20 protein-coding genes are annotated in these 24,780 nt (G+C 71.9%); 10 read left to right on the forward strand and 10 right to left on the reverse strand.

Annotated elements, in window-relative coordinates; all coding sequences use genetic code 11:
- The first annotated feature begins 11 nt into the window (after nucleotides 1-11).
- The 3 genes from ACGFI8_RS07790 to recR all read left to right on the forward strand — a co-directional run bounded on the left by ACGFI8_RS07790 (nucleotide 12) and on the right by recR (nucleotide 4,509).
- Nucleotides 12-3,209 (forward strand): DNA polymerase III subunit gamma and tau, encoded by a 3,198-nt coding sequence (locus tag ACGFI8_RS07790; protein WP_392801512.1) that lies wholly within the window; start codon nucleotides 12-14, stop codon nucleotides 3,207-3,209.
- A 373-nt stretch (nucleotides 3,210-3,582) separates the two neighbouring features.
- Nucleotides 3,583-3,903, forward strand: coding sequence for a YbaB/EbfC family nucleoid-associated protein (locus ACGFI8_RS07795; RefSeq protein ID WP_392802850.1), 321 nt, complete (start codon nucleotides 3,583-3,585; stop codon nucleotides 3,901-3,903).
- Nucleotides 3,904-3,915: 12 nt separating this feature from the next.
- Nucleotides 3,916-4,509: a recombination mediator RecR gene (gene recR, locus ACGFI8_RS07800; RefSeq protein WP_392801515.1), complete on the forward strand. Its 594-nt coding sequence runs from the start codon at nucleotides 3,916-3,918 to the stop codon at nucleotides 4,507-4,509.
- Here recR and ACGFI8_RS07805 read toward each other — a convergent pair.
- The 4 genes from ACGFI8_RS07805 to ACGFI8_RS07820 form a co-directional block, all read right to left on the reverse strand.
- Nucleotides 4,506-4,796 carry a hypothetical protein gene (locus ACGFI8_RS07805; protein WP_392801518.1) on the reverse strand — a complete coding sequence of 97 codons (291 nt, stop codon included), beginning with the start codon at nucleotides 4,794-4,796 and terminating at the stop codon, nucleotides 4,506-4,508. The two genes, recR and ACGFI8_RS07805, sit on opposite strands and share 4 nt — an antisense overlap.
- A gap of 29 nt (nucleotides 4,797-4,825) precedes the next feature.
- Nucleotides 4,826-5,524 (reverse strand): HNH endonuclease family protein, encoded by a 699-nt coding sequence (locus ACGFI8_RS07810; RefSeq protein WP_392801521.1) that lies wholly within the window; start codon nucleotides 5,522-5,524, stop codon nucleotides 4,826-4,828.
- Nucleotides 5,525-5,606: 82 nt separating this feature from the next.
- The gene (gene leuA, locus ACGFI8_RS07815) at nucleotides 5,607-7,313 is read right to left on the reverse strand and encodes a 2-isopropylmalate synthase (RefSeq protein ID WP_392801523.1); all 1,707 of its coding nucleotides are present in this window, start codon (nucleotides 7,311-7,313) and stop codon (nucleotides 5,607-5,609) included.
- 197 nt (nucleotides 7,314-7,510) lie between these two features.
- Nucleotides 7,511-8,374 carry a hypothetical protein gene (locus ACGFI8_RS07820; protein ID WP_392801526.1) on the reverse strand — a complete coding sequence of 288 codons (864 nt, stop codon included), beginning with the start codon at nucleotides 8,372-8,374 and terminating at the stop codon, nucleotides 7,511-7,513.
- Nucleotides 8,375-8,459: 85 nt separating this feature from the next.
- Here ACGFI8_RS07820 and ACGFI8_RS07825 point away from each other — a divergent pair, with 85 nt between their 5' ends.
- From ACGFI8_RS07825 to ACGFI8_RS07840, 4 genes are all read left to right on the forward strand, one after another.
- Nucleotides 8,460-9,725 (forward strand): aspartate kinase, encoded by a 1,266-nt coding sequence (locus ACGFI8_RS07825; RefSeq protein WP_392802853.1) that lies wholly within the window; start codon nucleotides 8,460-8,462, stop codon nucleotides 9,723-9,725.
- Between the two features lie 11 nt (nucleotides 9,726-9,736).
- Nucleotides 9,737-10,798 carry an aspartate-semialdehyde dehydrogenase gene (locus ACGFI8_RS07830; protein WP_392801529.1) on the forward strand — a complete coding sequence of 354 codons (1,062 nt, stop codon included), beginning with the start codon at nucleotides 9,737-9,739 and terminating at the stop codon, nucleotides 10,796-10,798.
- 244 nt (nucleotides 10,799-11,042) lie between these two features.
- Nucleotides 11,043-12,557 (forward strand): MFS transporter, encoded by a 1,515-nt coding sequence (locus ACGFI8_RS07835; RefSeq protein ID WP_392801532.1) that lies wholly within the window; start codon nucleotides 11,043-11,045, stop codon nucleotides 12,555-12,557.
- Nucleotides 12,535-13,119, forward strand: coding sequence for a TetR family transcriptional regulator (locus ACGFI8_RS07840; RefSeq protein ID WP_392801533.1), 585 nt, complete (start codon nucleotides 12,535-12,537; stop codon nucleotides 13,117-13,119). Before ACGFI8_RS07835 ends, ACGFI8_RS07840 begins: the two co-directional genes overlap by 23 nt.
- 208 nt (nucleotides 13,120-13,327) lie before the next feature.
- Here ACGFI8_RS07840 and ACGFI8_RS07845 read toward each other — a convergent pair whose 3' ends face one another.
- Complete coding sequence (locus ACGFI8_RS07845; protein WP_392801534.1) at nucleotides 13,328-14,968, reverse strand: DNA repair helicase XPB; 1,641 nt, start codon at nucleotides 14,966-14,968, stop codon at nucleotides 13,328-13,330.
- A gap of 391 nt (nucleotides 14,969-15,359) precedes the next feature.
- Here ACGFI8_RS07845 and ACGFI8_RS07850 point away from each other — a divergent pair, with 391 nt between their 5' ends.
- The gene (locus tag ACGFI8_RS07850) at nucleotides 15,360-15,587 is read left to right on the forward strand and encodes a hypothetical protein (RefSeq protein ID WP_392801536.1); all 228 of its coding nucleotides are present in this window, start codon (nucleotides 15,360-15,362) and stop codon (nucleotides 15,585-15,587) included.
- 6 nt (nucleotides 15,588-15,593) lie between these two features.
- Here ACGFI8_RS07850 and ACGFI8_RS07855 read toward each other — a convergent pair whose 3' ends face one another.
- Nucleotides 15,594-17,963: a helicase-associated domain-containing protein gene (locus ACGFI8_RS07855; protein WP_392801539.1), complete on the reverse strand. Its 2,370-nt coding sequence runs from the start codon at nucleotides 17,961-17,963 to the stop codon at nucleotides 15,594-15,596.
- Nucleotides 17,964-18,042: 79 nt separating this feature from the next.
- The gene (locus ACGFI8_RS07860; protein ID WP_392801541.1) at nucleotides 18,043-19,677 is read right to left on the reverse strand and encodes a glycosyl hydrolase family 18 protein; all 1,635 of its coding nucleotides are present in this window, start codon (nucleotides 19,675-19,677) and stop codon (nucleotides 18,043-18,045) included.
- Nucleotides 19,678-19,761: 84 nt separating this feature from the next.
- Between ACGFI8_RS07860 and ACGFI8_RS07865 the strand changes: the two genes are divergently transcribed.
- Together ACGFI8_RS07865 and ACGFI8_RS07870 are read left to right on the forward strand one after the other, a co-directional pair.
- Complete coding sequence (locus tag ACGFI8_RS07865) at nucleotides 19,762-20,451, forward strand: HAD family hydrolase (RefSeq protein WP_392801544.1); 690 nt, start codon at nucleotides 19,762-19,764, stop codon at nucleotides 20,449-20,451.
- A 69-nt stretch (nucleotides 20,452-20,520) separates the two neighbouring features.
- Entirely contained in the window at nucleotides 20,521-20,919 is a 399-nt protein-coding gene (locus ACGFI8_RS07870; RefSeq protein ID WP_392801547.1) for a cold-shock protein, read from the forward strand.
- 143 nt (nucleotides 20,920-21,062) lie between these two features.
- Here the strand turns inward: ACGFI8_RS07870 and ACGFI8_RS07875 are convergent, their stop codons facing one another.
- The 3 genes from ACGFI8_RS07875 to ACGFI8_RS07885 form a co-directional block, all read right to left on the reverse strand.
- Complete coding sequence (locus tag ACGFI8_RS07875; RefSeq protein WP_392801550.1) at nucleotides 21,063-21,881, reverse strand: 1,4-dihydroxy-6-naphthoate synthase; 819 nt, start codon at nucleotides 21,879-21,881, stop codon at nucleotides 21,063-21,065.
- A gap of 364 nt (nucleotides 21,882-22,245) precedes the next feature.
- Nucleotides 22,246-22,938 (reverse strand): futalosine hydrolase, encoded by a 693-nt coding sequence (locus ACGFI8_RS07880; RefSeq protein WP_392801553.1) that lies wholly within the window; start codon nucleotides 22,936-22,938, stop codon nucleotides 22,246-22,248.
- Nucleotides 22,935-24,710, reverse strand: coding sequence for an MFS transporter (locus tag ACGFI8_RS07885; RefSeq protein WP_392801556.1), 1,776 nt, complete (start codon nucleotides 24,708-24,710; stop codon nucleotides 22,935-22,937). The genes ACGFI8_RS07880 and ACGFI8_RS07885 overlap by 4 nt, the downstream gene beginning before the upstream one ends.
- Nucleotides 24,711-24,780 lie beyond the last annotated feature (70 nt).

Consider the following 24,780-nt stretch of genomic DNA (forward strand, 5'->3'; position numbering starts at 1 on the left):
GAGGACCGCTGGTGGCGCTCGCGCTCTACCGCAAGTACCGGCCTCGCACGTTCGCCGAGGTGATCGGACAGGAACACGTCACCGAGCCCCTGTCGCAGGCGCTGCGCTCGGGGCGGCTCAACCATGCATACCTCTTCTCCGGCCCGCGCGGCTGCGGCAAGACCAGCAGCGCCCGCATCCTCGCCCGGTCGCTCAACTGCGAGCGGGGGCCCACCCCTGAGCCGTGCGGCGAGTGCCAGTCCTGCCGCGACCTGGCGCCCGGCGGCGCCGGCTCGATCGACGTTATCGAGATCGACGCGGCCAGCCACGGCGGCGTGGACGACGCACGCGACCTGCGCGAGCGGGCGTTCTTCGCCCCGGTGTCGAGCCGGTTCAAGGTCTACGTGATCGACGAGGCCCACATGGTCTCGTCGGCCGGGTTCAACGCGCTGCTCAAGCTCGTCGAGGAGCCGCCGGAATACGTCAAGTTCGTCTTCGCCACGACCGAGCCGGAGAAGGTGCTGGGGACGATCAAGTCCCGGACCCACCATTACCCGTTCCGGCTGATCCCGCCGGGCGTGCTGCGGCCATACCTGGAGCACCTGACGGCCGCCGAGGGCGTCAAGGTCGAGCCTGCCGTCTTTCCATTGGTCGTACGAGCCGGGGCAGGTTCCGCCCGGGACACCCTCTCGGTCCTCGACCAGCTGATCGCCGGCGCCGGTGAGGAGGGCGTCTCCTACGCCCGGGCGGTGGCCCTGCTCGGCGTCACCGACGCGGCCCTCATCGACGAGATGTGCGACGCGCTGGCCGCCGACGACGGCCGCGGCGCCTACGGCGTCATCGACCGGGTCGTCGAGGCCGGTCACGACCCCCGCCGGTTCGCCTCCGACCTGCTCGAGCGCCTGCGCGACCTGATCGTGCTGCAGCAGGTGCCCGACGCCGTCACCAAGGGACTGCTGGACGCCCCGCACGACCAGCTCGAGCGGATGGGCGCCCAGGCCACGCAGCTGGGCCAGGCGACGCTGTCGCGATACGCGGACATCGTGCACAACGGCCTCACCGAGATGCGCGGCACAACCGCCCCGCGGCTGCTGCTGGAGCTGATCACCGCCCGCATGCTGCTGCCGGGCGCCGACGACTCGAGCACGGCGCTGCTGCAGCGCCTGGAGCGCATGGAGCGCCGCCTGCTCGCCGGCGGCGTAGCCGCGGCTGCCCCAGCCGCGGCCCCACCCTCGGCTATGGCACCTGCCGTCGCCCCGGTGGAGGCCGCTCCCGCCGCGACCGATGCCCCGCCGGTGCGCGGCGCGGTCGACGGCGGCAACCGGGGACTGGACTACATTCGCGATCCCCGCGGAGGCGGCTCGGCGGCGCCGGTGGCGAGCCCGCCCGAGGCACCGAGCGCCTGGTCCGACGTGGCGCCCGCCCCGGCCCCCGTCGCGGCACCGCCTCCTGCGCAGCCGGCCGCCGCGGCGCCAGCCCCTGTGGCACCGGCCCCTGCACCGTCGGCGGCGCCCGCGCCGGGCGCGACCGGCGGCGGACTCGACGCCGACGCGATCCGTCGCATCTGGCCGGACCTGCTGGCGCTGGTCAACGACAAGAGCAAGAAGACCGGCGCGATCATCCGCGAGGCCATGGTCCAGGACGTCGAGGGCGCCACGCTGGTGCTCGGGTTCAAATACTCGACGCACGCCGAGATGCTCAACGCCTCGCCTGACGTACTGCTCAGCGCACTGCAGGAGCTCGTCGGCGGCCGCTGGCAGGTGCGCTGCGAGGTCGGCGGCCAGCCCGGCGGCGGTGGCGGCGGCAACCGGCCCACGCCGCCGAAGCCCACCCCGCAGCCGTCCGGCCCGCCCGCTCCCAGCCCATCACCGTCGGGCCCGGTCCAGGCCGCTTCCGGGCCGCACCAGGGCAGCGCACCGCAGCACGGCACCCCCCAGCACGGCGCCCCGCAGCAGGTCGGCTCCCAGCACGGCGCGCACCAGCGGGCCGACGCACCTATGCAGCACCGCGAGGGATCGCACCAGCAGCGCGACGGTTCGTTCCAGCAGGGCGCGGCCGTTGGCGGCGGCTTCGGGCGGTCTGGCGGCGGACCCGCGGCGGCCGGCTCGTCGTTCGCGGCCCCGTCGTCAACCACCACGTCGGGATCCGTCTCGGCGACGGCGGTCGTGCAGGAGGAAGACTGGCCGGCGCCCGCGATTCCCGGCGGGGCCGCGGCCCAGGTCGACGCGGCGGCGTCCGGGACCGGCCCGATGCCGACCGGCGCGGCGAGCGCGGCCGAGGACTGGCCGACACCGGTCACGCCCGGCGGCGGAGCCGCAATGGCAGGCGGCGGTTCGGCATCTCCGGCCCAGAGTGCGGGGGCCACGGCCGCCGGCGCGATGGCCGCGGGATCGATGGCCGCAGGTCCCGGGGCCGCGGGGCGGACGGGCGCGGGAGTGACCGCTGCCGGCCCGATGGCCGAGGGCGCTCCGACCGCGGCCGTCCCCGCCTGGTCCGGTGGTGGCATGCCGAACGCTGCCCAGCCCAACGGCCCCGCCTTCAACGGTTCCGCGCCCAACGGCCCCGCGATCAGCGGTGCCGCGGCCAGCGGTGTCGGGATCGGCGGTGCCGCAGCCGGCGGTGTCGGGCTCGGCGGTGCCGCGGCCAACGGCCACGCGATCGGCGGTGCCGCAGCCACCGGTGCTGGAATCGGCGGTGCTGCGAGCGGTGGCGCCACGGCGCCGTCGAGCGCCCGGGCGGCGGCCACCGGCAACCAGGGCGGATTCGAGTCGGCGGCGCCGGTGGCCAACCCTGTAGCTGCCCACGGCTCGACGACGGCCAGCATGACGACCACGGCTCGTGGCGGGGCGCCGGCGCGGCCGCGGCAGGGTGGTTCCAGCGCGCTGGAGAAGGCTCGCGAGGCGGCCAGCCGGGCGGCCGCAGCGGCCGCGAACGGCGGGCGCCGAGGCGGCGGCTCGGCCGCGACCCCCGCGGCCCGTGCGACGGCGGCGCCGGGAGCGGCCGGAGCTGTCGCCATCGAGTCGGCCTGGGAGGGCACGGGGGCGGACGAGCCACCGTTCGACCCCGAGTACGACTCGCCGGTGGCCGATCCGCGCTTCCCCGGGCTCGACCCGGGCGACGAGTTGCTCGACGACGCGACCGAGGTCCGGGAGACGAGCGAGGAGGCAGCGCTGCGGCTGCTGATCGAGGCCTTCGGCGCCGAAAAGATCGGCGAAACCACGGGCGGCTGAGGCCCCCGCGAATCGCCGCCTCTAGACCTGGCCGTGCCCAGACCCGACCGTGCACTCCGCGGCGTGTCTAGCCAGGCCCGTCGTATCCAGCGCCAGGCCGGTCGTTTCCAGCGCCAATTCCGCTGAGCCGGGAAGGCCACTGCCGCGGCGTCGCGCCGTAAGGCCGCGGTACGAGGGCGCATGACCGCCCGTGGGTGAGGGCCGGAGCGGTCAGGCTCGCGAGGGGTGGCGGGGGTGGCGCGGAGGCTGAGCGAGGCCGCCCGGCGGGGCAGGGCCTAAGCTGGTCCGAAACGTATGGTGCAACGCGCGCAACGTGAAGCCACGTTGACGACATGTTAAGGAGCGCCCTGTGCGGCCCGGTGGACAGCCCAACCTGCAGCAGATGATGAAGCAGGCGCAGAAGATGCAGCAGCAGATGGTCGCCGCGCAGGCGGAGCTCGCCGAGGCCGAGCTCACCGGCACGGCCGGTGGCGGGCTGGTCACCGCGACCGTGAAGGGGACCGGTGAGGTCGTTTCTATCAAGATCGATCCCAAGGCGGTCGACCCGGAGGACGTGGAGACGCTCGAGGATCTGGTCGTCGCGGCGGTGCACAACGCGGCCCAGGCGGCGCGCGATCTCACCGAGGAGAAGATGGGCCCGCTGACCGCCGGGCTCGGGGGCCTGGGCGGCGGGCTCGGGCTGCCCGGCTTCTAGCGGGCGTCCGGCGTGTACGAAGGCGCCATCCAGGATCTGATCGACGAGCTCGGGCGGCTGCCTGGGGTCGGGCCGAAGAGCGCGCAGCGCATCGCGTTCCACGTGCTGTCGGCCGACCCCATGGACGTCAAGCGGCTCGCCCAGGCGCTGCAGCGGGTCAAGGAGCTCGTGCGGTTCTGCACGCGCTGCTTCAACGTGGCCGAGGCCGAGCTGTGCCGGATCTGCCGCGACCCGCGGCGCAACGACGAGGTCTTCTGCGTGGTCGAGGAGCCCAAGGACGTCGTGGCGATCGAGCGCACGGGCGAGTTCCGGGGGCGATACCACGTGCTCGGCGGGGCGATCAACCCGCTCGAGGGGATAGGCCCGGACAACCTGCGCATCCGGGAGCTCATGAGCCGGCTCGCGGAGGGCACCTGCAAGGAGCTGATCCTGGCGACCGACCCCAACACCGAGGGGGAGGCCACCGCGACCTACCTGGCGCTGCTGGTCAAGCCGATGGGGTTCAACGTCACCCGGCTGGCCAGCGGGCTCCCGGTCGGCGGCGATCTTGAGTACGCCGACGAGATCACCCTGGGCCGGGCGTTCGAGGGAAGGCGAGCCGTCTAGCCCTCGGGACGGTTGAGGATTCCGACGACGACGGAGTGGACGGCGGCCAGGTCCGCGGGGTCCGTCAGGGTGCCCTGGGCGCCGGTCACGGTGTACCACTCCTCGGCTTCCTTGTATTGCACCCGGACGACGAAGGACCCGTCGGGGGCGATCTCCGAGCGCAGCGTCAGCTCGCCGGTGATCACCCCGACGTCGTCGGTCATCACACCGCCCGGGCCGGCCATGATGTCCGTCACCAAGGGGTCCGGAACGGCGGGAGTCTCCTCGGGTGTCGTCGTCTCCGCCATTCCGGTCCCTCCGATGTGTAGAAGTGGGCTTACTTGCAGGTCGCGAGCATGTCGGCCAGCGCGGTCTTCTCGGCCTGCGTGACGGTCAGCTTGTAGTAGGCCTTCACGGTGACCCAGCTCTGCGCGTACGTGCACCAGTAGTCGTGGCTCGGCGGCTTCCACGTCGACGGGTCCTGGTCGCCCTTTGCCCGGTTGGACTGCAAGCTAACCGCGAACAGTTGCGGCCGGGTCAGATCGTTCGCGAATTCCTTGCGCTGCCCGTCGGTCCACTTCGCCGCGCCCGAGCGCCAGGCCGCCGCGAGCGGCACCATGTGGTCGATGTCGAGGGCGTGCGGGTCGGTGAGGTCCTTGTCGTCGTACGGGCTGTGCCACGAGCCCGCGGTGATCTTGCAGTCGGCGGAGGCCTTGACGTTCTTGCCGTCGCGCTTGAGCACGACGTCGCGCGTGTCGCAGCCGCTGCCCTGGCCGATCCAGTGCGTGAACTTGTCGCGGCTGTAGCCGGTCATCGGTCCGGCCGTGGCGACGGTCAGCGCGTCCAGCGCCGAGGCGCCGCTCTTGGATCCGCTGCCGGATCCGGTGCCGCCACCGCCGCCGCTGCCGGTGGTCGGGCCCGACGTGGCCTGGGCCCCGCCGGAGGTGGAGGAGACGTCGCAACTGCCGGCGCCGGTGAGCACCGTGGCGAGCGCGAGGGCGATGAGGACGGCTTTGCCGTTGGAGAGGGGGCGCACGCCCCTTACTCTGCGGCATCAATGCCCGCGGCGCAGGGAAGACCCGCCCGTGTCGATTCTCACGGGCGGGTCCGATGTCCGACTATCCGCGGTTCGCGGCGCTCAGCACGGCGCGCAGGGACGCGGTCACGATGTTCGCATCGATGCCGACACCCCAGTACGTGGTGCCGGCGACGGAGCACTCGACGTACGCCGCGGCCTGCGCACCCTCGCCGGAGGTGAGCGCGTGCTCGGCGTAGTCCAGCACCCGCACGTCGACGCCGACGTCGCCCAGGGCGTGCACGAACGCGTCGATCGGGCCGTTGCCGGTGGCGGTCACGGTCCGGGCGGCGCCGTCGGCGGTGATGTCGGCGGTCAGCGTGACCTTGCCGTCGGCGGTCGTGGCCTCGTAGCCGACGAGCGTGAACCGCCGGTCGCTGAAGAACTCGCCGGAGAAGATGTCCCACATCTGCTGCGGGCCGACCTCGCCGCCCTCGTCGTCGGTGTGCCGCTGCACGACGCCGGAGAACTCGATCTGCAGCCGGCGGGGCAGGTCGAGGTGGTGCTCGGACTTCATGATGTACGCGACGCCGCCCTTGCCCGATTGCGAGTTGACCCGGATGACGGCCTCGTAGGAGCGGCCCAGGTCCTTCGGGTCGACCGGCAGGTACGGCACGCCCCACGTGAACTGGTCGACGTCCACGCCGGCCGCCGCCGCGTCGCGGTTGAGGGCCTCGAAGCCCTTCTTGATCGCGTCCTGGTGCGAGCCGGAGAAGGCGGTGTACACCAGATCGCCCGCGTAGGGGTGGCGCTCGTGGACGGGCAGCTGGTTGCAGTACTCGACGGTGCGCTTGATCTCGTCGATGTCGGAGAAGTCGATCTGCGGGTCGACGCCCTGCGAGAACAGGTTCAGGCCCAGGGTGACCAGGTCGACGTTGCCGGTGCGCTCGCCGTTGCCGAACAGGCAGCCCTCGACGCGGTCGGCGCCGGCCATCACGCCCAGCTCGGCCGCGGCGACCGCGGTGCCGCGGTCGTTGTGCGGGTGCAGCGACAGTACGACCGACTCACGGCGCGGCAGGTTGCGCGACATCCACTCGATCGAGTCCGCGTAGACATTGGGGGTGGCCATCTCCACGGTCGCCGGCAGGTTGACGATCAGCGGGCGGTCCGGCGTGGGCTGCAGCACCTCGATGACCGCGCTGCACACCTCCAGCGCGTAGTCCAGCTCGGTGCCGGTGTAGGACTCGGGGGAGTACTCGTAGAAGATCTCGGTGTCGGGCGTGATCGCCTCGGCGTACTTCTGGCACAGCCGCGCACCGGTCGTGGCGATGTCGGTGATCCCGGCCCGGTCCAGTCCGAACACCACGCGGCGCTGCAGCGTCGAGGTCGAGTTGTAGAAGTGCACGATGGCCCGGCGGGCGCCGACCAGCGACTGGAACGTGCGCTCGATCAGGTTGTCCCGGCACTGCGTCAGCACCTGGATCGTGACGTCCTCGGGGATCAGGTCCTGCTCGATCAGGGTGCGCACGAAGTCGAAGTCGGTCTGCGAGGCGGCCGGGAAGCCGACCTCGATCTCCTTGTAGCCCATGCGTACCAGCAGGTTGAACATCCGCCGCTTGCGCTCGACCGACATCGGGTCGATGAGCGCCTGGTTGCCGTCGCGCAGGTCGACCGCGCACCAGCGGGGTGCGACCGTGATCTCTTTACCGGGCCATTGCCGGTCGGTCAGCGGGATCGCGAACTGTTCGGAGAACGGCCGATACCGGTGAATGGGCATGCGGCTGGCGGACTGGCGGGCGATTTCGGACATGCTCTTTCATGCTCCTGGGTTGTCGCGCTGTGCGCGGAGGTCTGGGCTAGGACAGACCGGCAGGAGCGCAGACGCGCATCATCCCCGCGACGAGGTGCCGGCCTGAGGGGCCTCGTCGCGGCGACGAAGAAGAAACGTCTGCCACATGTCGAGAACGACCATACGCCCCCCATCCGGTGCCGCGAAACCGGTCCCGTTCAGTGGGAGGTCTTCACCGAAGGCGCGATCGAGGGCGGCCGCGACCCCGAGCTGCCCGGCTGCGCCGGCGCCGGCGGGGCCGCCGTGGTCATCGGCGTGCCGTCCACGAGCGGGCCGGGCAGCGAGATCGTCGGCGGCGCCGCGACCACCTCGCCGGTGAGCGTGAGCTGTCCGAACGGCAGCTTGGCCGCGGTGAGAATGCCGTTGTCGTTGTAGCAGAACGTGCCCGGATCGATCGGCGGCGAGATCGCGGTCACGCCCGGCTCCACCGAGAAGCAGGGTGCGGCCGTGCCGGCCAGCGGGTCGGCGGGCGCGACCGACAGCGGGATCTGCCGGTCCAGCAGCACGTCGAGCCAGCTCACGAAGACGTATTGGACCCGGGGGTCGATCGCGGGCGGCAGCTTCTTGCCGCTCGCGGCCACCTTGACGCAGGTGCCGGGCGGGTTGATCTGGCACTGGTACTGCCCCTCGGGCCGGTTCGCGATCGCCACGTCGGCGGTGCCGCCCAGCGCGCCGCCCTGGACGTCGACCCGCCACGTGCGGTCGGTGGCGATGGAGACGAGGATCGAGCGGGGCGCCTTGCCCGCAACGGTCAGCGTGTATGCGGCGACGTAGCGCTGGTCCTTCGCGACCGCCACCCGCGCGGCGAGCATCGCGCGCGGGTCGGGCTGGGCCGGCGCCGGCGTGCTGGCCGGGCTGCTCTCCGGGTCCGGTGCGCTGGACGAACCGCAGGCGGCGACCAGGACACCGGTGAGCACGGCCAGCGCCGTGCCGGTGGTCACAGTGATCGCATGAATCCCGACCCGACGCTCCTGCACCCGCGTATTCTCGCCCAGCGGGGTGGCCGGATCGTGGAACGCCACTCCCGAGGGGCACCTCACACCGGTACGCTCGGCTGCGTTGACCTCGCCCGAACGGGCGGATGAGGGCTGGAAGGAGCTCGACGGCGTGGCGCTGATCGTGCAGAAGTATGGCGGTTCGTCCGTCGCCAACGCCGAGCGCATCAAGCGCGTCGCCGAGCGGATCGTCGACACGCGCAAGGCCGGCCATGAGGTCGTCGTGGTGGTGTCCGCCATGGGCGACACGACCGACGAGCTGCTCGACCTCGCCTCGCAGGTGAGCCCCGTCCCGGCCGGCCGCGAGCTGGACATGCTGCTCACCGCCGGCGAGCGGATCTCCATGGCGCTGCTCGCGATGGCGATCAACAACCTGGGGTACGAGGCCCGGTCCTACACCGGCAGCCAGGCCGGCGTGATCACCACGTCGACGCACGGCCGCGCCCGGATCATCGACGTGACCCCGGGCCGTCTGCGCAGCGCGCTCGACGAGGGCGCGATCGCGATCGTCGCCGGCTTCCAGGGCGTCTCCCAGGACACCAAGGACATCACCACCCTCGGCCGCGGCGGCTCGGACACCACCGCCGTCGCGCTCGCCGCGGCGCTGAACTCCGACGTCTGCGAGATCTACACCGACGTCGACGGCATCTTCACCGCCGACCCCCGGGTGGCCAAGAACGCCCGGCACATCAAGCAGATCACGTACGAGGAGATGCTCGAGCTGGCCGCCTGCGGCGCGAAGGTGCTGCACCTGCGCAGCGTCGAATACGCGCGGCGCTTCTCGCTGCCGATCCACGTCCGTTCCTCGTACTCAACCGAAAACGGCACCATGGTCACCGGGTCGATGGAGGATCTTTCCGTGGAGCAAGCGCTCATCACCGGCGTCGCGCACGACCGCAGCGAGGCGAAGATCACTATCGTCGGCGTGCCCGACCAGCCCGGCGTCGCCGCGCGGATCTTCCAGACAGTCGCGGCCGCGGAGACCAACATCGACATGATTGTGCAGAACGTGTCGACGGAGAGCACGGGGCGGACGGACATCTCCTTCACGCTGCCGAAGACCGACGGCGCGACCGCCAAGGCGGCGCTGGAGCGGATCAAGTCCTCGATCGACTTCAAGTCGATCCTGTTCGACGACCACATCGGCAAGGTCTCGCTCATCGGCGCCGGCATGCGCTCCAATCCGGGCGTCGCGGCCAAGCTCTTCGCCGCCCTCGCCGAGGCCGGCGTCAACATCGAGATGATCTCGACCTCGGAGATCCGGGTCTCGGTCGTGTGCCGTGACACCGACCTCGACGTCGCCGTCCGGGCCATCCACGACGCGTTTGAGCTGGGCGGCGACGAAGAAGCCGTGGTCTACGCGGGGACCGGAAGGTAGGTTCGTCCCCCATGGGCGGTCTGCCGAGCCTGGCTGTGGTCGGTGCCACCGGGGCCGTCGGCTCCGTGATGTGTGAGCTGCTCTCGTCCCGCAAGAACGTGTGGGGCGAGATCCGGCTCGTCGCCTCCAAGCGCTCGGCGGGCCGCAAGCTCACCGTGCGCGGGGAGGAGACGGTCGTCCACGAGCTGGCCCCCGAGGTCTTCGACGGCATCGACGTGGCCATGTTCGACGTGCCCGACGAGGTCTCCGCGGAGTGGGCGCCGATCGCCGTCTCGCACGGCACGGTCGCCGTGGACAACTCGGGCGCCTTCCGCATGGACCCCGACGTGCCCCTCGTCGTGCCGGAGATCAACCCGGAGCAGGTGCGCAACCGCCCCAAGGGCATCATCGCCAACGCCAACTGCACCACCCTCACGATGATCGTGGCGCTGGCCCCGCTGCACCGCGAGTACGGCCTGAAGGAGCTCGTCCTGGCCTCCTACCAGGCGGTCTCCGGCGCCGGCAAGGACGGCGTCGACACGCTGCTCGACCAGCTCCGGCGGGTCAGCGGCGACCGCGCGCTGGGCTCGCGCCCCGGCAACGTGCGCCAGGCCGTCGGCGACGACCTCGGCCCGTTCCCGGCCCCGCTGGCGCTCAACGTGGTGCCGTGGGCCGGCTCCCTGCGCGACGCCGGATGGTCTTCGGAGGAGCTCAAGCTTCGCAACGAGTCGCGCAAGATCCTCGGCCTGCCCGACCTCAAGGTCTCCTCCACCTGCGTGCGGGTCCCCGTGGTCACCGGCCACTCCGTCGCCGTGCACGCGGTCTTCGGCGCCGAGGTCGACGCCGAGGGCGCCCGCGAGGTCCTGCGGCACGCGCCGGGCGTGATCCTGGTCGACGACCCGGCGGCGGGCGAGTTCCCGATGCCGATCGACGCCGTGGGTACCGACCCGTCGTGGGTCGGTCGCATCAGGCGCTCGGTCGACGACCCCCGGGCGCTGGACTTCTTCGTGACCGGCGACAACCTGCGCAAGGGCGCGGCGCTGAACACCGCCCAGATCGCCGAACTGCTCTCCGCGGAGCTGCGGGCCGCGTAGCCGCCTCGCTCCACACAACCGCGCGCGTTCTCTTTCGCCCGCTGCCGCGGGACCGGCGCGTGGCGGGATGCCAAGTGCCCAATTGGCGGTCGCGATAAGTCCGGCGCAAGCACCGGACTTATCGGACTTATCACCATATTTCCGGTCGCCGAGCGCGCCCGGGGCTGCAGCCGGACCCAGATGCGAGCTTTGTGAAGCGCATCTCGATTGACATGAACACACAAGTGGTAGCTACTCTCAAAATATGTCTGCTGTCACTTCCAGCCCGCGCCGGTGGTGGGCGCTGATCGCGATCGTGCTCAGCGTGCTCACGGTCGGGTTCGACACCACGATCCTCAACGTCGCGCTGCCCACGCTCGCGACCGCGCTGAACGCCGGAAACGACGACCTGCAGTGGATGGTCAACGCGTATGTGCTGGTGTTCGCCGGGCTGCTCCTGCCGATGGGCGCGCTCGGCGACCGCTACGGCCGCAAGCGCCTGCTGATGGCCGGCCTCCTGCTGTTCGCCGGCTCCTCGCTGATCGCCGTGTTCGCGAGCAGCGCCGGCCAGGTCATCGCCGCCCGCGCACTCATGGGTATCGGCGGCGCGATCCTCACCCCGATCACGATGGCCGTGCTGCCCGTGATGTTCGAGCCGCACGAGCGCGGCAAGGCGATCTCCCTGGTCACCATGGGCATGGGCATCGGGCTGCCGCTCGGGCCGATCATCGGCGGATACTTGCTCGAGCATTTCTGGTGGGGTTCGATCTTCGTGATCAACGTTCCGGTCGCGCTGGTCGCGCTCGTGGCCGTCGCGCTGCTCGTGCCGGAGTCGAGGTCCTCCACGCCGAAGCGCGTTGACCTGATCGGCGCCGGGCTGTCCACGCTGGGCCTGGTTTCCCTGGTGTACGGCGTGATCGAGGCACCCACCCGGGGCTGGACGGACGCCCGCGTGCTCGCCGGCCTCGCCCTCGGCGCGGCCCTGCTCGTGATCTTCGCGCTCGTCGAGCGGCGCGCCGAGGCCCCGATGATCGACCTCCGGCTCTTCCGGAAGGCGCGCTTCGCCTGGGGTACCGCCGCGGGAACCCTGGCGTCCTTCGCACTCTTCGGCGTGCTGTTCATCCTGCCGCAGTACCTGCAGGCGGTCCGCGGCGGCGACGCGCTCGGCGTCGGCCTGCGGCTGCTCCCGCTGATCGGCGGCCTCTTCGTCGGCGCGCCGCTCGGCGAGCGCATCGCGCACCTGACGGTGACGCGGCTGCCGGTGGCTGCCGGGCTGCTGATCGGCGCGGTCGGCCTGGGCCTGGGCGCCCGCACCGGCGTGGACTCCGGGTACGGCTTCGTGGCCACCTGGCTGGCGGTCAGCGGCGTCGGTGTCGGCCTGGCGCTGACCCCGGCGATGGACGCGGTGCTCGGCTCGCTGCCGCGCGACGAGGCCGGCTCCGGCACCGCGATCACGATGACCCTGCGCCAGGTCGGCGGCGCCCTGGGTGTGGCACTGCTGGGCAGCCTGACCGCCGCGGTGTACCGCGACCGCCTGGACGCCGCCCCCGAGACCGCGAAGCAGTCGATCTCGGCCGCGGTCGCGATCGCCGCGCGCACCGGCGACCAGGCCCTCGCGCTGTCGGCGCGCTCGGCGTTCCTGCACGCGATGAGCGCGGTACTGCTGGTCTGCGCGGCCATCGCCGTGGCGGGTGCGGTGCTGGTGGCGCTGTTCCTGCCGAGTGCGCAACGGGCCCCCGGTGCGGAAGAATCGGTGGATGGGCTCACCAGGGTTGCGTGAACGCAAGAAGCAGAAGACCCGCTGGGCGATTCAGGAGCACGCCGTGCGCCTGTTCGTCCAGCAGGGCTACGACGCGACCACGGTGGAGCAGATCGCGGAGGCCGCCGAGATCTCGCCGAGCACGTTCTTCCGATACTTCAAGACCAAGGAAGACGTGGTCATCCAGGACCGCTACGACGAACTCATGGCGGAGGAGATCCGCAACGCCCCGCCGGACCTGCCCCCGCTCGAGGTCTTCCGTCGCACGTTGACCAACGCGTTCGGCTCGATCGGCCCGGAGGAGATCGAGCAGACCATGCAGCGCGCGAAGCTGCAGTTCGCCGTGCCGGCCCTGCGGATGCGAGCCTTGGACAGCATGCAGGACTCGATCCGCTACCTGGCCGCCCCCCTGGCGGAACGCCTGGGCCGCCCGAAGGACGACTTCCGGTGCCAGGCCTTCGTCGGCGCCTGCGTAGGCGCCATGATCAACGCCCTGATGACCTGGGTCCAGGACGGCGGCAGCACGGACGACGTCATCTCGATGATCGAAGAGGCCCTGTCGGTGATCGCCGAAGGCCCCTAGGGCCTGTATCGAAGTGGATGGCCGGGCTGCGGCGGACTCAGGCGTCGGCTGGAACCACGCCGGTCACACCCCGATACAACACCGGTATCGGGGCGCGCCCGGCGCGGCCCCAGCCGACGCCTGAGCCTCGCCTCGCTCCGACCCCCACTTCGATACAGGCCCTGGGTGCTGAACGACGGCACCCGGCCCCCGGAGAAGATCTTTTCAATCAGGCCAGCACGTCGTCAGCGTCGGTGATCGTGTACGCATAACCCTGCTCGGCCAGGAATCGCTGCCGGTGCGCGGCATACTCCGTGTCGATCGTGTCCCGGGCGACGACGGTGTAGAAATGCGCCTGCCGCCCGTCCGCCTTGGGGCGCAGCACCCGCCCCAGCCGCTGTGCCTCCTCCTGCCGCGACCCGAACGTCCCCGACACCTGGACCGCCACGGCGGCCTCGGGCAGGTCGATCGAGAAGTTGCCGACCTTGGAGATCACCAGCGTCTTGAGCTCCCCGTTCCGGAAGGCGTCGAACAGCCGCTCCCGCTCCCTGTTGGTGGTCGAACCCTGCACGATCGGCGCCTCGAGGAACTCCCCGAGCTGGTGCAGCTGGTCGATATAGCCCCCGATGACCAGGATCTGGTCGTTCTTGTGCCGGTCGATCAGCGCGCGCACGACCGGCAGCTTGGTCCGCGCGGTGGCCGCCACCCGGTAGCGTTCCTCCGGCTCCGCGACCGCATACGCCATCCGCTCGGCGTCGGTCAGGGTCACCCGCACCTCGACGCACTCGGCCGGCGCGATCCAGCCCTGCGCCTCGATGTCCTTCCACGGCGCGTCATACCGCTTCGGGCCGATGAGCGAGAACACGTCCCCCTCGCGGCCGTCCTCGCGCACGAGCGTCGCGGTCAGCCCGAGGCGGCGGCGGGCCTGCAGGTCGGCGGTGAACCGGAAGATCGGGGCCGGCAGCAGGTGGACCTCGTCGTAGACGACCAGGCCCCAGTCGCGGGCGTTGAACAGGTCCAGGTGCGCGAAGGTGCCGCCGCGGCGGGTCGTCAGCACCTGGTAGGTCGCGATCGTGACCGGCCGGATCTCCTTGCGCTCCCCGGAATACTCGCCGATCTCCGACTCGGTGAGGCTGGTGCGCGCCAGCAGCTCGCGCTTCCACTGCCGCCCGGCGACCGTGTTGGTGACCAGGATCAGCGTCGTCGCCTTGGCCTCGGCCATCGCCGCCGCGCCGACCAGCGTCTTGCCGGCGCCGCAAGGCAGCACGACGACGCCCGAGCCGCCGGCCCAGAACGACTCGACCGCCTCGCGCTGGTAGGAGCGCAGGTGCCAGCCGTCCTCGGCGAGGCTGATCGGATGCGCCTCGCCGTCGACGTAGCCGGCGAGGTCCTCCGCCGGCCAGCCCAGCTTCAGCAGCGCCTGCTTGAGCCGCCCGCGCTCGGACGAGTGCACGATGACCGTGTCGGCGTCGATCTGAGCGCCGAGCATCCCGGCGAGCTTCTTGCTCTTCGACACCTCGATCAGCACCGCCCGGTCGGAGGCGTTCAGGACCAGGCCGTGGACCGGGTCGTTGAGCAGCCGGAGCCGACCATACCGATCCATGGTCTCGGCGATGTCGACGAGCAGCGCGTGGGGCACCGGGTAGCGCGAGAAGCGCAGCAGCGAGTCGACCACGCCCTCGGCGTCGTGGCCAGCGGCGCGCGCGTTCCACAGCCCGAGCGGGGTCAGCCGGTAGGTGTGCACATGCTCGGGGGAGCGCTCGAGCTCGGCGAACGGCGCGATGGCCATGCGGCAGGCCTGGGCGTCAGGGTGGTCAACCTCGAGCAGCAGGGTCTTGTCGGACTGGACGATCAGCGGACCTTCAGGCACCGGACCAGTGTCGCATGCGGGTATGACAGTTCCCGGATAGTGGGAAGGATTCACGCCAATGCAACCGGCCGAAGGGCCATACGCGTTTTGAGCATTGACGGTCTGGCGGCCGTCGCCGCGGAGCCGGGCGTGCGCGTTCGGCGATCGTCAGCACCCGGCATGCTGGGAGCGGGCGGTCGAATCAGTTCGGGGGCGGGCGCGTCGTCCGATCCTGGCTCCGGCAGGGATCGGGAATTTCCCCTGATCCGCGGTCTGGGCGGCCGCACTACCATCGATGCATGCGTCCGAGGGCGACCCTCACGTTCGGCGGGATCGCGGCCATCGCGGTGGCGGTGAGCGAGTCGCTCGTGGCGGTGTCGATCATCAGGTCCCGGCGCCGAGGCGGGCACGAATGAGCGACCTCGACCACGCGCCGGAGCGGCAGACCCTGCCGGAGGGCTTCTCGCCGCTGGCCAAGCTCGGCATCGGTATCGTCGCCGTCGCCTCCCTGGCCTATTTCCTGGTCTCGTGGCGGGTCCTGCACAGCCCGCTCACCGAAGCGATCGGCGAGACCGCCGGAAGCCTCGCCGTCGTCCTGCTCATCGTCTCCGTCATCGGCACGGCCCGCGCCCACGACTGACAGAGCTCAGGCGTCGGCCTCCGGCACAGCCCCCGTGATCCGGTGCAGCGCGAACGTGTGCAGCATCTCCGTGCGCTCGTCCTCGGCGCGCAGGTAGCCCGAGCCCATCGAGACCGGCCTGACCAGCCGCGACGCCGTGGCCCCGTGCGCGTCGACGTAGCCGACCCAGACCCGCGTCTTGTCCCGCAGCGCCTGCTGCAGCACCTCGAGCGCCTCGGTGTGCGACGCGCCCGACGCCCCGTTGGCGCGCACGGTCACCGGCGCCCGCCGGGCGACCCGGGCCGCGGCGTCACCCCGGCGGATCTGCTCGATCACCCCGGCCAGCCGTGGCGCCGACAGCCGCACGCTCGTGGTCGGGTCCTCCACCCCGCGGGCGGCCCACGTCGGCCGCGGCGCCCCGCGCCGGACCTTCGGCCTGGTCAGCACCGCGGCGCCGGTCGCATCCTCCTGTACCGGCGGATAGCCCGCCCCGCGCAGCGCCTCCAGCAGGCGGGCCGGGGTGTGGCGGCAGGCCAGCACGGTGGGCGCGAGGCGGCGCAGGCCCAGCGCCTGCAGGCGCCGGTCGGCGAGCACCTCGGCGATGACCGACTCGTCGTCGCTGCGCACGTAGGAGTTGGCCGAACCGATCCGCATGCCGCCGTGCCGGCGGGCGACGTCGTCGATGAGGTACGTCAGCGTCTGCGGCACCGGCGTGCGGGACCGCCGCGCGAGCAGCGCGTGCAGGTCGGCGGCCGAATAGCCGGCGTCCAGGCTGCGGCGGACCGTGTCCGCGGTGATCCGGTAGACGCTGGCCGACTCCTGCTGGCCCAGCAGCTCCAGCTCGCCGGCGAGGGTCGGCTCCGGCGGGCCCGGGACGATCACGGAGAGGTCGGCCTGCAGCAGCACGTGGTCGACCGGCGTGGGCAGCAGCGTGTCGAGCAGCGCCGCCGAGCCGGTCATCGCGTATCCCTCCGGCGCCACGATCCCCAGCGGGTCATCCGGGTCGAGGCCGTCGGACAGCAGCTCCGCCAGCAGCAGCCGGCCGTAGCTGGTCAGCCCGTCGAAACCGGTCAGGCCCAGGAACGCGGCCTCGGCCAGGCTCGCCTCGATGCCCGCCGAGGCGCCCCGGTTGATGCGCCGCGGCGCGCGCCACGCCAGCGTCTCCACTACGGCGGACCGGGCCGCGGTCCCTCCCGGCGCCAGGTCGGCGAGCACCTGCAGCGCCGCCCGCCGCTGCGCCGGCGCGCCCGGCCGGGACAGCTCGGGCGCGAGGGCGTTGATCGGCCGGTCGCGGTCGTCGCGCTGCCCCACCATCGCCGGGGCGCGGGTCATGGTCAGCCAGGCGACCGCGAGCCGGTGCCAGCGGGCCGCGATGCCGCCCGCCCGCCAGACGTCATACGCCACCGTGGGCAGGAACACGCTCTCGATCCGCTTGTTGTCGATGATCTCCTCGCCGACCAGGCCGGCCGCGGTGACGACCTCCGCCAGCAGCGCCGCCTGCGCTTCTTCCACGCCGACGGTCTTGGCGTAGCGGCGCAGTTCGCGGACGCCGAGGCCACCGGAGCGCAGTACCGACGGCGGCTCCTGACCGATGATCTCGATCAGCGCCTCGGCGTTGCGCACCAGCTCCAGGACCTGCCCCGCGCCCGCGCGGTCGAGCTGGGCGGGCTCGCGCTGCGGGGTGTCCATCGGCGGCGGGTCGGGGTGCAGCTGGCCCAGCGGACCCGCGTCGCGGCGCAGCACGAGCGACACCTCGACCGGCAGCTCCACGGCGTCGCGCCCGACCGGGACCAGCAGGTGGCGGTTGATCAGCCAGCGGATCGGCGAGTCGGAGTCAGGCTGCAGGCTGGCGGCGGCGACGGTGCCGACCGGTGGCCCGGCGGCGAGCCGGTCGAGCACCGCCCGGGCGGCCGGCGGGGCGGCCAGCAGCGTGCGGCGTAGCCCGGCGGCGTCGGCGGCCAGCGCGCCCGCCATCGGGTCGAGCTCCTCGGCGAGGCGGCCGAGCCCGGCTGGATACGGCGAGCAGACCTCCTCCACGGCCCCGACGATGCGCAGGGCCTGGTCCGGTCCGAACACCACGGCATAGGCGCGCAGCTGGTCGACCGCCGCCCGCACCCGCGCCGCCTCCACCCCGGACTGCGCGGTGAGCGCCAGCACCGCCTCGGTCGACGAGGTGTGCCCCACCCGCGTGTACCGCAGGGCGTCGAGGATCTCCAGCGTGAACTGGTCGAGCGCGTCGAGCGCCCGGGCGACGGCGACCCGGGACTGCGCCCGGTGCGCCAGCGCGGAGAAGTCGGACGGCGGCGGAATGACCAGGTCAGGGCGCAGCCGGATGAGCGCCATCAGCTCCTCGTCGGGCAGGGCGCGTAGATGGTCGGCCAGCGAAGTCGTCGTCATCTCGCCTCATACGCTAACCGCCCCGTATGACAAAAGAGGGCGGGCCCGGCGGGCCCGCCCTCGATGTCCTTACCGTGCGTTACTTCAGGCCGCCGCTCACCGCGGTGATCAGCTCGCCGCCGGTGGTGTCGCCGGAGAGCTCCCAGACGAACGCGCCGCCGAGGCCCTGCGTCTTCGCGTAGGCCATCTTGCTGTTGATGGTGGCCGGGGTGTCGTAGCTCCACCAGTTGCTGCCGCACCGCGCGTACGCCGTGCCGCCGATCGTGCTGGTGGCCGGGCAGGTGTTCTTGAGGACCTTGTAGTCCTCGATGCCCGCCTCGTACGTGCCGGGCGCCGCGCCGGTCGCCGTGCCGCCGGGCGCGTCCTGGGTGACGCCGGTCCAGCCACGGCCGTAGAAGCCGATGCCCAGCAGGATCTTGCTCGACGGGATGCCCTTGCCCTTGAGCTTCTGGACGGCCGCGTCGGCGCAGAAGCCGGCGGTCGGGATGCCCGAGTAGCAGGTCAGCGGCGAGTGCGGGGCGGTCGGGCCCTGCGCGTTGAAGGCGCCGAAGTAGTCGTACGTCATCGGGTCGATCCAGTCGAGGTTCGAGATCGCGCCCGCGTAGTCGGTGAGGTCGATCTTGCCGCCGTTGGAGCCGTCGGCCGTGATGGCCGCAGTCACCAGCGCGCTGGAGCCGAACTTGGCGCGCAGCGCCGCGACGACGCTCTTGAACGCGTTCGGGCCGCTGCTGTCGCACTGCAGGCCACAGGCGTTCGGGTACTCCCAGTCGATGTCGATGCCGTCGAACACGCCGGCCCAACGCGGGTCGTTGACCAGGTTGTAGCAGGAGTTCGCGAACGCGGTCGGGTTCTGTGCGGCCTGCGTGAAGCCGGCCGACCAGGTCCAGCCGCCGAACGAGTAGATGACCTTCAGGCCCGGGTGCTTCGCCTTCAGCTTCTTCAGCTGGTTGAAGTTGCCCCGCAGCGGCTGGTCCCAGGTGTCCGCGACGCCGTCGACCGACTCGGCCGCGGTGAACGCCTTGTCGTAGTCCGCGTAGCTGTCACCGAGCGAGCACTGGCCGTTAGCCGTATTGCCGAACGCATACAGGATGTGCGTGAGCTTCGACGCCGAGCCGCTGGTCTCGATGTTCTTCACCTGGTAGTTGCGGCCGTAGATGCCCCACTCGGTGAAGTACGCGACGACCTTCTTGCCACCGGGCGGGTTGCTGGTCGGCGGGTTGGAGGTCGGCGGGTTCGACGTGGGCGGGTTGGAGGTCGGCGGGTTGGACGTCGGCGGCTTGGTGGTGGTCGGTGGCGCCGTGGTCGGCGTGCCGCCGCTGCAGCTCACGCCGTTGATGGTGCAGTTGATCGGCGGCTTGGCTCCGGCGCCGTTCATGCCCCAGCTGAAGGTGGCGCCCGCGGCGAGCGTCGGGGCCCAGGACTTGTTCACGGCGACGTAGTGCTGACCCGTGCGGGTCACGTCGGCGTCCCAGAAGCTGGTGATCGAACCGCCCGCGGGCAGGTCGAACTCGAGCGTCCACCCGTTGATCGTGCTCGCGGTGCCGTTGGTGATCTTGTAGGTGGCGCCCCAGCCCGTGCCCCAGTCCTGGTCGACCGTGAAGGTGGCGCTGAGGCTGCCGGCGGCGTTGGCGTTCGTGGTGACGATGGGGACGACGGCCCCGGCCGCCGCCAACGCGGCGGCGACGATGAGGCCGTTGCGGACGGATCGTTTCATCGCGTCTCCTGGATTATCCTTTAGGAAACTTTCCTAAAAGTATGGGTGACGCTAGTGGTCGAGGTCTCACCTCGTCAATAGGAGATGAGCTCGTTTCTCGATGGCGTACCCACTGTGACCTGGGCATCCTTAAAGGTGTCTCAACAACCGGTTGTCATTGGCTTTGACCTCGACATGACGCTCCTCGACACCAGGCTGGGAATCGCCGCGACCTGGCGGGCGCTCGCCGCGCGGACCGGCGTCCACGTCGACGCCGACCTCGCGGTCAGCCGCCTGGGTCCGCCGCTGCGCCAGGAGATGTCCGAATGGTTCCCCACCGGGCGGATCGAGGAGGCGGTCGGCATCTACCGCTCGCTCTATCCCGACCACGCCATCGCGCCTTCGGTCGCTCTGCCAGGAGCAGAACAAGCCCTGGATTCGGTACGCCAGGTGCCCGCGCGAATCGCCGTCATCACCTCGAAGCTCGGGCGCCTCGCCGAGCTGCACCTCGCGCATTTGGGCATTTCGGTCGACAAGGTGTACGGCGACGTCTTCCACGCCGGAAAGGCCCAGGTCCTGCGGGACATTGGCGCCGCCCTCTACGTCGGCGACCACGTGGCCGACATGCAGGCCGCGGTCCTGGCCGGCATCCCGGTCGTCGGCGTCACCTCGGGCCCCTGCTCCGCGGAGGACCTCCGCGCCGCGGGCGCGACCGTCGTTTTCGAGGATCTGCGCCCGTTTCCGGCTTTTCTCAAAGGCATGATCTCGGTTGGCCGGGCCGTTTCCGGTGACTAGCCTTGGTGTGCAATCCCGGCGTGCCATTTGCGGCCCCGGGACGGGTCCGACACTGGGGAGCAGGGCAGCGTGCCGACGGGTCGAGTGAAGTGGTACGACCAGGAGAAGGGTTTCGGGTTCCTCACCAGCGACGACGGGGGCGACGTCTTCGTGCACAAGGCGGCCCTGCCGTCCAGCGTGGGTGAGCTGAAGACCGGTCAGCGGGTCGAGTTCGGGGTGGTCGAGAGCCGCAAGGGCAGCCAGGCGCTGCAGGTGAAGTTGCTCGACGCGCCGCCGTCGGTGGCCGAGGCCCGGGCGGTGGCGAGCCGCCGCCAGCCGGAGGAGCTGCACGGCCTGATCGAAGACATGATCAAGGTGCTGGAGGCAAAGATCCAGCCCGACCTGCAACGCGGCCGCTTCCCGGACCGCAAGACGTCCCGCACGGTCGCCGAGGCCGTACACCTGGTGGCTCGGGAACTCGAGGTCTGACCTCGGCCCCGTTTCGCCGCTAGCCGCATGCAGAAGGGCCCGCGCCGCCGGGCCCTTCTGCTGTGCGCTTTCACGGCCGCCTCATACCGGATAAATCGTGATTCGACCGATTCATGGCGATGCCAACGGCCCGCTAGGCGCTCCTATGCCCCGACAAGCGGCGTAGCGGGAACCAGCCCTTCCGCCGCGGCCCGGTTCAACAGCGCGTCGACCGCTGCATGGCCGTCGGGCCCGAGCGAGGTCGTGAACTCGTTGACGTACAGCGCGATGTGCTGATCGACGACCACCTGCTCCATCTCCTGCGCGTGCTCGAGCACGAACTCCCGGCTGGCGTGCGGGTGCTCCCAGGCCAGCCGCACCGACTCCTTGATCCAGGCGGTCGCCTGCTCGGGGTCGACCCGGTCCCGGTGCGCGATGATCGCCCCCAGCGGGATCGGCAGCCCGGTGTCGTTCTCCCACCACTCCCCGAGATCGGCGAGCGCGTGCAGCCCATACCGCTGGTATGTGAACCGCGCCTCGTGAATCACCAGCCCGGCATCGAACCGTCCGGCCGCGACCGCGGGCATGATCTCGGCGAAGGGCACGATCTCGACGCTCGCCGGCGGGTCCCCGGCCGACCAGAGGCGCATCAGCAGGTACGCGGTGGTCCGGTCCCCCGGCACCGCCACGCTCTTGCCCCCGAGCGACTCGATCGACGGATCCTTGACCAGCACCAGCGGCCCGCACCCACGCCCGAGCGCCCCGCCGCACGGCAGCAGCGTGTACTTGTCGAGCAGCCACGGCAACGCCGCGTAACTGACCTTGACGAGGTCGAACTCCCCGTTCAACGCCGCGGTGTTGGTGACGTCGACATCGGCGAAGGTGACGTCGAAGCCGGGCGCCCCGGACACCAGCCCGTGCGTGAGCGCGTGGAAGACGAAGGTGTCGTTCGGACACGGCGAGAAGGCGAGGGAAAGCGTCACAAATCCGAATCTAGACCTTGCGGCCGGGCCCGCACCCCGAGTATGGAATCCCCCGGTGTGACCCTCGCGACTCTCCTGCCCACCACCCACGGACGCGCGAACACGGGGCCACCCGATAGTGAACCATCATTGTCGCGCAGCTCACGAAACCCGCCAGCGACCACGGAGCGCGACGCCGAGCTCGACCCGACCACGCTGGTTCCGGATCGACCCGCACTCACGTCGGCCCGCACCGACCCGCGGCCCGCGCTGAGCCCCGCGACCGTGCCCCGGCGCCGCGGCCCATCCCGGCGCACCCATCCCTTGCTCTCCGGCCCGCGGCCCCTTGCGGCCCGCCCCCCGCGAGCGGGGCCGCGCACGACGGTCAGTGGCCGCTGAGGGTGGCGAAGGCGTCCCGCAGCGTCGACAGGGCCTGCGGGATGCGCCACGTGGCACGGTCCCGGGGCCCCACGGCGTTGGAGATGGTGCGGATCTCGCCGAACGCGGTGGTCGGCCACAGGCGGGCCGCGGTGGCGACGCCGAAGCCCTCCATCGCCTCGGCCACCGCGTCCGGGTGGCGCTTCTCGACGAGCTCCTTCGCGTGGCCGGTCCCGGTCACCGTCGAGACCGTCAGCACCGGGCCGCCGACGGCCTCCGGGAGGCTCTGGCGCAGCATCCGCAGCAGCGCCGGGTCGGCTTCGTGCCGCGACGCCCCGAAGCCGAGCTCGTCGACGCTCTGGAACCCGTCCGGGCCGTCGGCCCCCAGGTCGGCCGCGATCGACTCGGTGCCGACGACCAGGCCGCCGATCTCCACCCGGCCCGCGAACCCGCCCGCGATCCCGGCGGACAGGACGACGTCGAACGGCGCCCCCTGCTGCGCCGCGACCGTCAGGAACTGCGACGTCACCGCCGCCGCGGCCGCCGGCCCGACGCCGCACGCGGCAACCACCACCGGTGCGCCGGCCTCGAGCGCGTCGGGCGCCTGCTCGCCGATGCCGAGCCCGGCGAGGACCGTGCTCTGTTCGACCTCGACCGCCGTCACGATCAACGCCCGCCCGTATCCCAGCAATCGCCTCACTCCTTGTCCTCCAGCCGGGCCGTCGGGTCGGCGCCCGACGGCCGATACAGCGTGTACCCGGGCGGCGCCAGCGGCGACGTGCCGTCCTCGACGTCGACCGCGGGCATCTTTCGGGTCGCCGCCGGCGCGGCCGCCGGCGGCTCGTCCGCGCCACGGCGGCGCCCCCACCCGAAGCGCCGCCGCCCGCCGTCGTCGCCCGGTGCACCCGGGCTGGTCGCCGCCGTGGCCCCGGCGGGCCGGGGGACGGTGGTGGCGTCCTCGGCGGGCATTCGCGCGGTCGGCGCCGTCCGCCCACCGGAGCCGGCCGCGGCCCCCGACCCGGCAGCGGCCCCAGCAGTGGCCCCGGCTGCGGACCCGGAGCCCGACCCGGCCGCGGTCCCGGCGGCGGGCGTCGCGGCCGTCGTCGCGTCGGAAGCGTCCGGCGGCGCCCCGCTCAGGCGCTCCTTGCGCAGGACCACGGCCGAGTACAGCGCCCGGACCGCGCCCAGCGTCGCGAACGCCGCGGCCACCAGTAGCCCCCACGACCCGCCGAACGGTATGAGCCCGACCGCGCCGCCCAGCACCCACGCGATCATGAGCAGCGTCTCGGAGTGGGCGAACGCGCTCGCCCGGACCTGCTCGTCGATCCGCTCCTGGATCGAGGCGTCCACGGCGAGCTTGGCCAGGCCGCTGGCGACGGCGGTGAGCAGGCAGAGCAGTGCCACGGCCCCGAGCGAGCCGCGGTTGGCGGCGATGACGGCGACGAACGCGGTGAGCACGATGCCGATCGCCTGAAGCAGCGTCGGGCGATGGATGCGCAGCCGGGTGCCGATCGCGGTGGCCAGGAACGAGCCGACCCCGAGCGCGGCCGCCACCACCACGACCGCCGACTGCTGGGAGAGTTGCCAGGCGGCGAGGCGGACCGGGAGCGTGCCCTCCTTGATGGCGAATGCGAGGTACAACGTCAGGAATCCGTAGAGCCCCCGCAGCGTGGCGCTGCCGAGCAGGGCGGCCACCACCACGCGGCCGCTGAGGACCTTCATGCCGCGCCGGCCCAGTGGCTGCAGGATGCGCGGCATGGTCTCGGGCGGGTCGGAGTCGGCGCGCGGGGGCAGCCGCAGCGCGGTGACCATGCCGTAGAGGAAGACGAGGATCGACACCCGCAGCGGCCACTGCGGTCCGAACTGCCCGGCGAGCAGGCCGATGGGCAGCACGACGGCGCCCGCGAACGTGCCGAACACCGAGGCCCGGGCCCCGGCCTCGGACAGGCCCAGGCCGGGCGGCAGCACGCGGGGCACGGCGGCGCTGCGGGCCACGCCGTAGGCGCGGGACAGCACGAGCATGCCGAACGCGGACGGGTACAGCGCCCAGCCGGTGAGGTGCTCCGAGAGCAGGAACGCCAGGAACGCGCGCCCCAGCATCGTGACGGCCAGCGCGTATCGCCGGCCGTGACGGAACCGGTCGAGGACGGGTCCGACCACCGGCGCGAGCAGCGCGAACGGCAGCATCGTCACGATCAGGTAGAGCGCCACGCGCCCGCGGGCCTCCCCGGCGGGTACCGAGAAGAAAATGGTCCCGGCGAGACCCAGCGCGACCAGCGTGTCTCCCGCGCAGGATGCCGCGTGCAGGTCGAGCAGGCGCAGCATGCCCGTCTCGCCGCCGGCTCCGCGCTCGCGCACGCGCAGCAGGTTGCGCCCGAGGAACCGGCCCGCCCTGGTCGTGCCGACGGTGGCGACCCGCGCTGCGCGCACGGTGGTGACCACGGTCTGCGCCACTCCTCGAATCACGGACATGCCACCATCCTGAACCATGGGTACGACAGTTTCGGGGCACGCCGGGGCCGCCGTGCTCGGCGGGCGTGGC

It is taken from the genome of Dactylosporangium sp. NPDC048998 (genome assembly GCF_043197855.1).
GTDB lineage: Bacteria > Actinomycetota > Actinomycetes > Mycobacteriales > Micromonosporaceae > Dactylosporangium.